General features: G+C 30.4%; 12 protein-coding genes and 1 pseudogene. 3 read left to right on the top strand and 10 right to left on the bottom strand.

Features of this window, described 5'->3' with window-relative positions:
• Positions 1–51: 51 nt before the first annotated feature.
• Together CO726_RS32045 and CO726_RS29385 are read right to left on the bottom strand one after the other, a co-directional pair.
• Positions 52–192 (bottom strand): hypothetical protein, encoded by a 141-nt coding sequence (locus tag CO726_RS32045; protein WP_169513108.1) that lies wholly within the window; start codon positions 190–192, stop codon positions 52–54.
• Complete coding sequence (locus CO726_RS29385; RefSeq protein ID WP_099686639.1) at positions 189–1,283, bottom strand: Rap family tetratricopeptide repeat protein; 1,095 nt, start codon at positions 1,281–1,283, stop codon at positions 189–191. The genes CO726_RS32045 and CO726_RS29385 overlap by 4 nt, the downstream gene beginning before the upstream one ends.
• A gap of 441 nt (positions 1,284–1,724) precedes the next feature.
• On the opposite strand from CO726_RS29385, the gene CO726_RS29380 reads away from it, so the two are divergent.
• The gene (locus tag CO726_RS29380; protein ID WP_099686638.1) at positions 1,725–2,369 is read left to right on the top strand and encodes a MarR family transcriptional regulator; all 645 of its coding nucleotides are present in this window, start codon (positions 1,725–1,727) and stop codon (positions 2,367–2,369) included.
• Between the two features lie 78 nt (positions 2,370–2,447).
• On the opposite strand, the gene CO726_RS29375 is transcribed toward CO726_RS29380, so the two are convergent.
• The 4 genes from CO726_RS29375 to CO726_RS29355 form a co-directional block, all read right to left on the bottom strand.
• The gene (locus CO726_RS29375; RefSeq protein ID WP_099686637.1) at positions 2,448–2,639 is read right to left on the bottom strand and encodes a hypothetical protein; all 192 of its coding nucleotides are present in this window, start codon (positions 2,637–2,639) and stop codon (positions 2,448–2,450) included.
• A gap of 628 nt (positions 2,640–3,267) precedes the next feature.
• A complete protein-coding gene (locus CO726_RS29365; protein ID WP_099686635.1) occupies positions 3,268–4,419 on the bottom strand; it encodes a hypothetical protein in 1,152 nt (383 codons plus the stop codon).
• An 11-nt stretch (positions 4,420–4,430) separates the two neighbouring features.
• Entirely contained in the window at positions 4,431–4,994 is a 564-nt protein-coding gene (locus CO726_RS29360) for a hypothetical protein (protein WP_099686634.1), read from the bottom strand.
• Positions 4,995–6,105: 1,111 nt separating this feature from the next.
• On the bottom strand, positions 6,106–6,600 hold the full coding sequence (locus CO726_RS29355; RefSeq protein ID WP_099686633.1) for a DUF2716 domain-containing protein: 495 nt from the start codon (positions 6,598–6,600) through the stop codon (positions 6,106–6,108).
• A gap of 442 nt (positions 6,601–7,042) precedes the next feature.
• Between CO726_RS29355 and CO726_RS29350 the strand changes: the two genes are divergently transcribed.
• Both CO726_RS29350 and CO726_RS29345 read left to right on the top strand, forming a co-directional pair.
• Positions 7,043–7,603 (top strand): MerR family transcriptional regulator, encoded by a 561-nt coding sequence (locus tag CO726_RS29350; protein ID WP_099686632.1) that lies wholly within the window; start codon positions 7,043–7,045, stop codon positions 7,601–7,603.
• Positions 7,604–7,690: 87 nt separating this feature from the next.
• Positions 7,691–8,530, top strand: a complete 840-nt coding sequence (locus tag CO726_RS29345; RefSeq protein ID WP_099686631.1) for a hypothetical protein — start codon at positions 7,691–7,693, stop codon at positions 8,528–8,530.
• Positions 8,531–9,245: 715 nt separating this feature from the next.
• Here the strand turns inward: CO726_RS29345 and CO726_RS33095 are convergent.
• From CO726_RS33095 to CO726_RS29325, 4 genes and pseudogenes are all read right to left on the bottom strand, one after another.
• Positions 9,246–9,463, bottom strand: a pseudogene (locus tag CO726_RS33095) (hypothetical protein); the annotation flags it as partial.
• An 8-nt stretch (positions 9,464–9,471) separates the two neighbouring features.
• Complete coding sequence (locus CO726_RS29335) at positions 9,472–9,816, bottom strand: hypothetical protein (RefSeq protein WP_099686630.1); 345 nt, start codon at positions 9,814–9,816, stop codon at positions 9,472–9,474.
• Positions 9,817–10,015: 199 nt separating this feature from the next.
• A complete protein-coding gene (locus CO726_RS29330; protein ID WP_099686629.1) occupies positions 10,016–10,576 on the bottom strand; it encodes a hypothetical protein in 561 nt (186 codons plus the stop codon).
• Between the two features lie 233 nt (positions 10,577–10,809).
• Positions 10,810–11,073 (bottom strand): hypothetical protein, encoded by a 264-nt coding sequence (locus CO726_RS29325; protein ID WP_099686628.1) that lies wholly within the window; start codon positions 11,071–11,073, stop codon positions 10,810–10,812.
• Positions 11,074–11,525 lie beyond the last annotated feature (452 nt).

Raw genomic sequence — 11,525 nt, 5'->3', positions numbered from 1 at the left:
TATAAAGAACACCTCTATTTTTCAGAGGTGTTCTTTATAGTTTAAAGCTAATTAACCACCAGTATTTCCATCAGACATTAGCATTATTTTTTGAATAGATGGTTCTTTGTTTTTTTTCGGAGTATTGATATTACTTAGTGTTAAAGTAAAGACAGTAATAATTCCCATTAATGTTAGGATTGTTTTTTTCATTTTAAAGCCCCCTTATTATGAGATTTTTTTCTTGCTTTTGAACTTAAATAGAAATATTTACTTGCTTTTGAATAATTATTTTCATGGTGAAATTTTATTGCTAATATTTCGTTGTATTCGTGAATGTACTCATATAGATTTTCTTTTTCAAAATAGATCATCCCTGCTAATATTATTGATTCTAATTTTTCTCCAGGTATTTCATTATTTATTGCTAGTAAAATTTTAAATCGATGTTGATATTCTTCAATTTTGAGTTCGTTACTAATTTTTAGACCTTTTTCGAGAAGTTCTAATGCTTTATTGTTATTATTTAGTTTTGCATGTTCGCATGCTTCAATTAAGATTGCCCTGTAGTTATTTGTTGATTTGCTATTTATTTCGGATAAATAGCGAATTGCTAATTCTGATAGATTTTGATTTGCATACATAAATCCTAAATTGTGACGAACATATAAAATAGCTTGTTTCTCTTTTTCTTTTTGGAAAATATCCATTGCTGATATAAAGTATTCTTCAGCTAATTCGTATTCTTTTAGATGTGTGCATGATAATCCAGAAAGGTTATTACAATAACCTATGTTTAATTCATATCCTTTGTATTTAGAAAAGATTTCTTTTGCTTTAGATGCTTGTTTGATAGCTGGAACATACTGTTGATTGTGGCAACTAAATGTGGAAAGTTTATAATAAAATTCAGCGTGTTCCAGTTGGTCCGGTATTTCTTTTAATTTTATTTCAGCTTTGTCATAGTATTTTTTTGCTAAGTTGTAGTTTCCGATGCTAGTTGCGTGTATGGCTTTAAAAAAGAAATAATAGTATGAGAGAAGGTTATCTGTAGGTGTGTGAAAAGATTCAATTTTGTCAAAGCTATTTTTACCAATACTTAAATGATCCATTAGATATTGATGGCGAAAATCTAATAGTGAATAGTATAAAAGTAGATTTTGGTCTTCTTCTATGTTGTGGATTTTTTTATCAATTTCTAACCTTAATTTATGTGCATTACCTAAATGTCTAGCACGAATTTCGATATACCAGTCATTTAACATGTTTGTGATTTGTTCATTACTTTTTGTTTGAACGTCCACAAAGTAGCCCCCTTTTTGTAAATGTATATTATTTCCACTCATTTTATCATGCCTCGACATATATTTACTTTATTAAATTTGATATATATTTTTTTGAATATTCCTTTAATTTTAGTTTAAAATTATACCCATTAGAAAAGAAACCTTTATACATAAGGTTTCTTTTCTAATGGGTATAAATAAGGTATTTGTCTTATTGACATTTTTAGGATATCAAAAATGTGAGAAACTGTATATATGTGTTTTTGTGAATATAAAAAGTCAGACAAGATACAACAAAAAAAGCCATTCATGCTATAATTGGAGTGTCCGCAACAATCATAGTGAAGAGGCTTTTTTGTATCTTAGAGTATTAAACTCATAGAAAATATTCTACATACATAATACCAAAATAAAAGTCTCTTCGCTAGTTGTAAATACTAGAAAGATGGAGCGAATTATATGAGAAAAATTGTTAGTTTTGAAGAAGCTGAAAAGAAAGCAAAATCTAGAGAAAATCAGATTGAGAATTTTTTAGAACAGGCTGATATAGGTTTGTCATCAGAACAACAGCAAATGTTATTAAAAATTTTACATAATACAACTGGAGATAATTATTTTATCGGAAAGAAAAAGAAACCTACTGATAGGGTGAAGTTTGTGCAGATTATTATGGATAATTATAATTATTTAAGTGAAATTGAATACTTAACAACCGCTGAAAAAGCCTTTCTAATGGATCTTATTCCTTACGTAGAGTTTAAAACAAATATTTTAGTTGAAAGGGCTAGCAAAGAGAATGAATTTGATTCTGATAGTGCAACGCCTACTTATTTAGCTAAGAAATTAAATAGAACTAGAGGAAAAGTTTCTCAATTAATGAATGGTTTAATGAAAAAAGGACTATTAGCGGTTGCGGAAACTGGTACGACAACAGAAGATGGACGAATTTGTACAAGCCGTACTTGGTTTGTTAATCCTAATATTATGTGTTGTTCTCCAAAAGATGGAGTGGATAAAGCAACTCAAAGAATCTTTAAAAAAGCGCTTAGAAATTTTGTAACTGAAGATGGTAAAAAACATAAACTACCAATTTATTTATTTTAGGAGTAGCACCAACATTTATAGACCGCAAAATATGAACCGATAAAATTTCCAAAAGTGCACCGTACACTTTTGGAAATTTTATCGGTAAGAACTCTTTTTTAATCGTTTTTCAACCCAATTAATAAAAGCGGTACTTAGTTGTTGTTCTTGCAACCAGTTTTGTAGCTTTTTATATGCATCCCAATATGTTTCTCTATCATCTTTGATAGACTCCAAGTAATTCAAGCTAGTTGTAAAATATAAAAATTGTTCTTCAGTGTATTTTGTCATAATCCGTCAGTTCCTTTTTTCTTTTAGTATAACAGAGAATTTATTTGCTGATGCCGAATGTATTAAGTTATTACATTTTGTATAAATTACTTTAAAAAGAGAGTAAATTTTATATTGCTTTCTTTTTTTTTGTGTGTTTTCCCATTTTTTAGGTGTTCCTTTTTTGGTACACAGGTGTTCCCTTTTGGGTACACCCTATGTCTCTTAAACCCTTGATATTACTGACTTTTTTTATTTTTCCCTTCTCACTCTTATATATAGGGCTAAAAGTTCCGCAAGGAACAGGTAGTATTTTTGAGAAGATCATTCAAAAATCTCCACCTTTGCTAGAAAAAAGTCGCCTCGTTAATCCTCGTCTAAAGTCGAAGACTTTTCTTTTTTCTAGCATCCTTGCCAAACTTTTTTTGGCTCGTTTGCTTCCATCGCCAAGCCGATAAACTCAAAAGTAGGATTTAGGCATATCGGCTTGATCTATTCATTATACGAGCCAAACCGCTTGATCTAGCGTCCTATAATTTATTTTTACTTTCTTTTTTAGATACGTAATACGTGGGGTCTCCCCACACCCCGACCAGCCTCTACCTCAAAAGTAGGGGAAAGATCAAAAAAACTTACAATAAGTAAGCGGTTACTGTGGGAGTGGTTTCTCTCGCTGCGATTCGTAGGAATCATTGAAATTTAAACGTCTAAATAGATTTGTATTCCGGATTTTGATGTTTTTTGGATCAATCATAGATTGCCATGGTTGTAAGTTCTTTTTATTTTCTCTAATTTTAGTAATTCTACTTATAACATTGTTTAACTCACGTTCATGATCTTGACTCATCACAATAAAAGTAAAATTTGTTATGACTGTTGCGAAACAAATCTTTAATAAAAATTCAATATGATAGATATCAGCGATTAGGTTGTTAATTGTGATATAAGATGTTCCTGGTATTGGGATAATATTTACTACGATCCGTAAGGATTCTTTTTGATTATTAATAAGTAATTTAAGAGAACAACGTGTAGTAAGAATTTTAAAGAGTTCATCTATGAATGTAATAAGTACGTGAAGTTGAGTATCGGGTGTCTCTTCATTAATTAACCACAATCCTCTATTTTCTTTTTTGGTCTTTATCAGAAAGTCAGTTACAAATTCCATATCAAGATTTTTAGGTATTTTGTTGTTTGGGAAGTATTCTCCAAAGTAACGTGTATCTTTTTCTTGTATTGGGTTAATTGGGAAAAAGGGTTCTGTATGTAATAGATAATAATGCTCGTGAGAGCAAAGTAATGCGATTAATAATATTGGGTCTGTATATTGTTTATTTAATTCTAGATAGTCTTCCATACGAGTAAAGTGGCGGAAGAGTACATTCTCTCCTGGTGCAATTGGTAGCACCTTTTTTTCTTGGCCAAAATAATAGTAAGCTCGATAAGATAAATAAATATATTCCGTACCATAAAAGGATTTAGAACCAATTAGTAGTTTATCTTCTAACTCTTTTAATTTTGCATAACCAAGTGTTCTAGACTTATTCTTTTTCCCTTTTTGATAGCCAAATAAATCTAGGAACTGTGATTTTAACATGTAGGGCTGATGATGAAGCATAAATGTAAATAGATTATGATAATGCTTCATGATGAATAAATGTAATTCATCACTTAATTTTCTCTTATGTGGATCTTCTTGAATGTCATGTAAGTTTAAAATATAGGGTGAATTCGTATTATCCATAATTTCATGTACTGTATAAAAAGTAGGTGGAACGATAAATGTTGGTTGTATTGCCATGTTTTCTCCTCCTATAGTTGTTCATATCCGGATAAAAATGTTTTCGCAAATTCTTGTTTTTGTTGAATATCAATCTCCTTATAGTTACGTGTTGTCACTTCTATGGCAATATAACCGCCATGCGCTTCACTATAGACGGCTCCATCGGGCGTTGGTTGGAATTTTCCTTGCGGATGGGACTCTACTATTCTTTTTTTGAAATCATCGTATCTGTGGTCTTTCTGGGCCTCTGAATGCAATTGTTTTTCTGTTTTCCATGTTTCTCTTGTTTCTTTTGGTAGAGAGATGTATTTTTCAGAGAGACGAATATCATGCTTAGCGTTATTGATACCGGTTTTATATTGATATTCTTTACCTTCTTTTTTAAACTTTTCTATTCCCTTTTCTCCTAGAACAATCTTTCCTGTTCGCTCTTCTAAATAGCCGCTATGACAAAGTTTTTTTAGGCGATCTCCTTTGATGTTATATTCTCTTTCCATTTGTTCTCTGGTAGCTGTTCCAGTTTTCCAAAGCATATCCATGCCTTCGATTTCTTTTGTTTTTAGAATTCTTATATGTTTTCGTGGCGCGGCCATAGGGATGCCTCCTGTCTTTGCTATATTTGTGTATTAAATTATTTGGGAAGACATAGCGAAGCTATGTATCTTCGTTATAAATCATGTGTAAATGTGTAAATGTGTAAATGTGGACATTTACACATTTACACATGATTCGTTTGTATTAAATAAACATTGTTAAACAAATGTTTATTTAATTTCATTCAAAAAAGCGGAAGCTGAATTTGAATGAACCAATCTAATAGCGAAAAGCTATAGATTGGAGAATACAAAATGTGATGTGCAGCATCACATTTTGATCAAACAAATAAAAATGCCGGAGGGCAATTTTATTTGTCTTTTTCTAAGAAGCGTTAGCTGATTTAGAAAAAGAATCTGGACAGATGCGAAGCGTTCTGGCCAGGAAGTCCCGCAGGGCAAAATACGCCTGAAGACCATTCACTCGGCTTGCCGAGCTTGTTTTTGGTTCAAGCGTAGCGAGAATCAAAAATGAATGAGTCTGACCGCAGGCATGGAAAAGCATCAGCTTTTATCATGCCAAGGCAGGCGTATTTTGCCCTGCTTGAATCTTGCAGGACGTAGGACGGCGAGATGATCCGTGGAATGCTCTTGAACTTCCCGATTTGACGCCGTTAGGGCGGGTAAATCGGGCTACCCGGAGGGGAGAATATGTACTTGATTTTATGTGATATCACATAAAATCTGATTTAACTATATTATACAATATAGTAACTTGAATAGAAGGGATTCTGTAATAGGAATACATGAGAAAATAGCTAGACAAGGGTTGATCACAGAGTCCGGAACGTTTATGCCGCGAAAGTCACTTGACCATGAGGGGCACCCTCATGCAAACTCATCAGAGGTGGCCCCAGAAGGGCGGTTTTTGCCCGCTGGGGTTATCTTTGGGAGTTTGAGGGTGTAGAGGCTCGTGGTCAAGTGAACCGTGGAATAAAAAGTGTAGGACGGGACCCCAGAAAAGGGCAAAAACCAAAGGGGTTATTAGAATTTTAAATTAAAGATCTAGCAAAAAGAGATATTTCTTTTTAGTAATGAATAAAAAGTCCTCCAGTTAAACAAACTGGAGGACTTTTCGTGTTTATATAAAATTCGATATGGGAAGTAAAATTTATACTTTATTATTGGTCCTTTTTAATCTACTAGCCCTTAATTCTTTGAAATTCTTGATTAATTCTTCTCCGAAAATATAAATAACTTTTTCCCATGGATGCCCTAAATAACCCCACTTAAAGTCTTTTTGCAAAAAGAAATAATAATCTCCATCCGGAAAAAATGGGATTTTCCATTGATTATCCTTTTCGTTTAGATTTAAATTTAAACTAGGATTCATCCAGTAGCTATCATGATGCCAATCTAACGCATATATATATTCATGTTTCTCGGTACATAAAATAAGAGCTTCCAATAATATATGATCAAAAATATAATCATCGTCATCAGTCCATTTTCCTTCAAAATGATTAGGTAAATCATAAGTAATATATGGACAAGAAAATTTAAATGACTGTTCACCATCTATATTAGGATTAAAAGCAAATTCATCATAAAATCTATCCCAAACATTCTCATATTCTTGTTCATTTAACAAAATCCATTCTTTCAAACTCCGTACCTACTTTCTAATATTATTATATAATTAAAATACCACGATGAAATTGTATATTCTATTCATTGCTAATTTACATAACACATTATTATCGGTAGCAACTATTTTGATAGAATCCTTGTACGTACAGGGATTCTTCTTTTTTTGTCTGTTTATTTGGTATACAGGATTTTATACATCGTTGATGTAGCGGGGATTCTAGGGATCCGCGTTTTTCTTTTTTTGTATAAAATCTTGTATATAGAAAAAAAGATTTTGATGTTATTATCGAGAAGTAATACATATCGGTGGTAAAATCGGAATGTATTTCGGAAATTAAATCGTTTTTAAAATCGGTTTTCATATCGGTTGTAAGTACATTCCGATTTTGATTGGAATGTTGATTTAATAGTGTTTTTTAAGTGAAAAACGTATTCCGTTTTTTGGGGAGGAATAAAAATTGGAACTAAAATCGGAAATGCACACACCGAAAATTGTTGCGGATCTTTTAGGAATCACACCCGATTTGTTAAAGGTATGGTCAAATGAATTTAATATACAAACGGAGCGAAGTCAGGGAGGACATCGTAGATACTCGAAGGAAAATATAGAAGAATTAAAAGCAATAAAAGAAAAAATACAGGCACAAAAATGGTCTTACGATCAAGTTCGGTCATGGCGAAACGGAGAACTTGATTCGTTTGTTTCAAAAGAAGAAAAATCAGAATTAGAAAAGAAACTGAATGAAGTATTAGAAAATCAACAGTTACAAAATCAATTTAATCAAGCACTCGTTCAGAAACTACAAGAAATTACGAATGAATTGGTTACGACAAAAGAACATTTAGCGAATACGGAGAAAAAGTTAACTGAAGTAGAAGGAAAAAACAGTGAATTAGAAGTTTTTATAGAGAAGAAGCTAGAGAAACGAGATCAGTTATTGCTTGAAAACATTAGAGATATGCAGAAGCAAAATCAGAAACAAAAACGGAAAGGTTTTTTCGGTTTGTTTAAAAATTAAATATGATTGCTATTATTTGTAGGATTTCTCTTGTTATTTTTATTCTATGTTTTTATATAAAAAATTTATATTGTAAGGAGAGTTGTAATGATTGATGATATATCAAAAGTAAAAAATAATACTGAAAGATTAAGATGCTTTTTAGCCGAAAATTTTTTTGAATTAGAAACTGAAGGTGGTTCTGGTTCTAATTTATCTTTTCCTAATTTTGATTTATTTGCTCGTGATTATTTATTGTTTGCAGAACATGAAATTTTACAACTAAAAAATAATTTAACTAACATTGAACATGTTCATCTTATTAATTGTGTTTCTCATTTAAGAAGAGCCATTGATTGTCAGTTAGATATATGTTTAGATGTTTTAAAAATTAAGGTTTTTAAGAAAAAAAATTTAAGTTTAGAGGCTAAACTTAAATTTTTTGAAGAAGCTGGTGTATTTAGTTCTTTTTCTTTATCTAGGTTTAATCGGATTAGAAATAAGATGGAGCATGGATATCAGCTTCCTAAAATTGAGGATATTGAGACTTATTTTGATCTTGTATCAGCTTTTATTTCTGTTTTAGAATCTATGCTTTCATTTATTAGTCATCTTTCAGAAGTTAATTTTATTTTGAATAAGGATAATAGTAATACTAATGTGTACTTTTCAATTTGGTATTCTTTTGATGATATACCTAGTATATCTTATCAAATATCTGAAAGTGAGAAACTTCCTAATATGCAAGACTATGCTGATTTAAATTTATATTTTGAGGAAATGAAAAAGCGTTTAAATGATGAAGATGAAGATAATGATTCTATAGAAGTGACTGTTACTGTTAAAGAACGAGATGATTTTCCGTATTTTTTAAAGGTATTACTTTTATTAGGTAGAAAAGATAGTTTTGTAAGTGATAAGTATATATTTAATGAACTCACAAAATAGGGGAACAAAAATTTTTTGAAATGAAAAACATTTATTCATAGTGTTTTGAATGTATACTTTTGTTCCGTAATTTGAGGATATCAGTGGATTTGGTGGTAAGTCAATGTTTAAGGGGATTCGAATGTAAACTAATATTCAAAAGTTTACTTTCATTCTATTGATTTTATGGTGTTTTGAGAGAATTTTAGCAAAATAGATATTTTCGTAAGGAAAGTATACATTCAAAACACAAGAATAAAAGGACTTTCACGCCCGACCTTTGCCCCCTAGTCTTCGCAGTACGGAGTGGCAAGCCAGTCCGGTTGCGAAGTGGGGGCAAAGAAAAGGAGGGGTATCGCTAGCATTTTGAAAAAAAAAACAGGCTAAGAGTTTTTGAATTTTAGGATTATCTGGTTCAGTTGATGCTGGTTAACCGTTCTTAATGGGAACAACTATAGGTTTTTTAAAAATAACCAGTGGATAAAACCCATTTGTTGGTTCATCCGGTTATTCGCGGGCGGTAAGACCTCCACCTCAAAATTGAGAGAGAAACGAAGAAGCTAGGTCGGGATTCGGTTGCCCGTTAATGCCCTGTTTTAAATTGTGTTGCATTAAAACAACCTTAGCGTTGTTAAAATCATTAATTTTCATGTCAAAATTTGCTTGACGTGGTTTTTTTTTCAAAATGTTGCCTGTACCCGAAGTAGAAAAAAAGTTAGTAATACCAAGCGATTTGTTATTTTATAACTATAAAGTTATAAAATAACCTGTATGAAAATTCATACAGGTTATACTTTAATTTTGTTGGTAATTTTTTTAATTCTTTTGGTTTCTTATAAACATAGTTTGTAGTGTTTGATTAATATTATCACGATCTCCACAAAGAATTACATTAGGATTTATGTATAATCCATATATTCTAGCATTAATTTCATCTCTATCGGAATCTATTCTATAAAAATTTAAAGAACATAGATTTTAGTACCGTAAGCAGAAATTACAAAAGAAATTTCAGAACCAACTTTTAATTTTTCAATACTGACAAATTGTGATTTTTCAAAATTCCCTGCTATAGATTTTGGCATGTTTTCAGGAATAAAAGTCCCTTTAGGAAACGCCTCAATGTAAATCTTTCCACTTGTTTTTCTCACTTTATTTACTACATATGTACCAGTTGTAATACTAGAATTATTTATTTGATTTAAAGAATAACTCTTAGAAGTTTCAGTAGCTTGAACTTCATTTCCAGCAAATAATCCTATGTTTGCAATTCCAAACGTTAATGCTACAACTAAAAACTTTTTCATTTTCATCCTCCTATAAAAATAATTGATATTAATTGCCATTATATCACATTTATAGCAAATAATTACTTTAAACCTCTTTTATTCTCGAAATGTTCAAATAATATAATGGATTTCCGATTCAATTATTGAAAAACAAAAAACTAAATAAAGTTATTGAAAAAACCTCCATAAGCAGGAGGTTTTTTCAATAACTTTAAACTTAAAGTCCACACTCTTTTTTTACATTAGTAAAACCGGTTAACTCTGCGATTAAAGCTGAAAGCGCTGCCACTTTTTCGCCAGCAGTAGTAGCACCAACTAGCAATTTAGCAGTTTCCCATGCCCCACCTAATGCTTTAACGTATTTTTTTATTTTTGCTAACTTAGCAATTGGAATAGCATTCATGACAAGTAATTCACCAATAGCTAAACTACAATCCCAAGCACTAACTCCCATAATAGGTATCTGTTTATCTACTGAGCTCTGTACATCATTAGAAACTTTTAAAGCAATATCTTTATCCTTAAAATATTCATTAATTGCGTCTTCATTACCTTCCACTAGTAATTGATCAGGGATATCTTCTATCGCTTTTAAAACTGGTTTAAGTTGTTCTACTTGTTCCTTAGAAAAAGCACCTTTTTCATTCTGAATATGACTAGAATAATCATTATTTACTTCTGCTGCTGATACAGAAAAACTAGGTGCTGTAAGACCAAAACCTACAGATAAAGCTAAAGTAGCACATGCAAATTTCATTTTTTGCTCTCTAAAATTCATTTTTCAAATCGCTCCCTTTTTTATATTTTATTAACAAAAATAGAATTATATGGTATATACCTATAAAGATAATAACACATATCCCAATGAAAATGAATGTATTTTCTGAATATTATTCTTTATCGGAATAAATATTTCGATAAATTAAAAATAATCAATCTATATCCAATAAAAAAGCCAGCAATTTCGCTAGCCTTTAAATATTATTTATCTCTTAAAATATTAAATTTATATTACTTATTATTTTTTACAGAATCCACAATTTGTTTAGCATCAATTATAGATAATCCTTTTTTTGTACGCAAAAATTTTATAGTTTCCATTTCAGTAGATAACTCTAATTTTTGTTTAACTTCCGTTTTTAAATCATCAAAAGCATTAGTTTCTTTTAAAAGTTTAATATTTTCATTTCTTAAAACATTAATTTTTGTAGTTAAAATAATTATATAAATTATAAATACAATGTTAAATATCAATGAAAAACTTACAAATGACATATTTTCCTCACCTTCTTTATAATTTTATACTATTAATAGCATAACAATTTCTTTTGTGAATTTGAAGTGTATTTCCAAAAATGTAAAAAAAATATAAAAAACATAGGAAAAACTTACAAATAGGCTACTTATTTTCTAGAAGGAACGAAATAAATTTCTGGATTTTGATGGTTTCGTTTCAGAACATATAATAATATGTATTCCGAAAAAAAATGGAATGAAAAAGTATATCATTGGAATATATAGGTAATTCATGTTAAGGTTTGATTTTCTAAGTCTTTATCTAGAGGGGAGTATCCAAGATACATGATAAATTTATTTAAACTATAAAGAACACCTCTATTTTTCAGAGGTGTTCTTTATAGTTTAAAGCTAATTAACCACCAGTATTTCCATCAGACATTAGCATTATTTTTTGAATAGATGGTTCTTTGTTTTTTTTCGGAGTATTG

It is taken from the genome of Bacillus fungorum (assembly GCF_002746455.1).
In the GTDB taxonomy this organism is placed as follows: Bacteria; Bacillota; Bacilli; order Bacillales; family Bacillaceae_G; genus Bacillus_A; species Bacillus_A fungorum.
The sequence above is the reverse complement of the archived record's forward strand: the minus strand, read 5'-3'. Positions and strand labels throughout refer to the sequence as shown.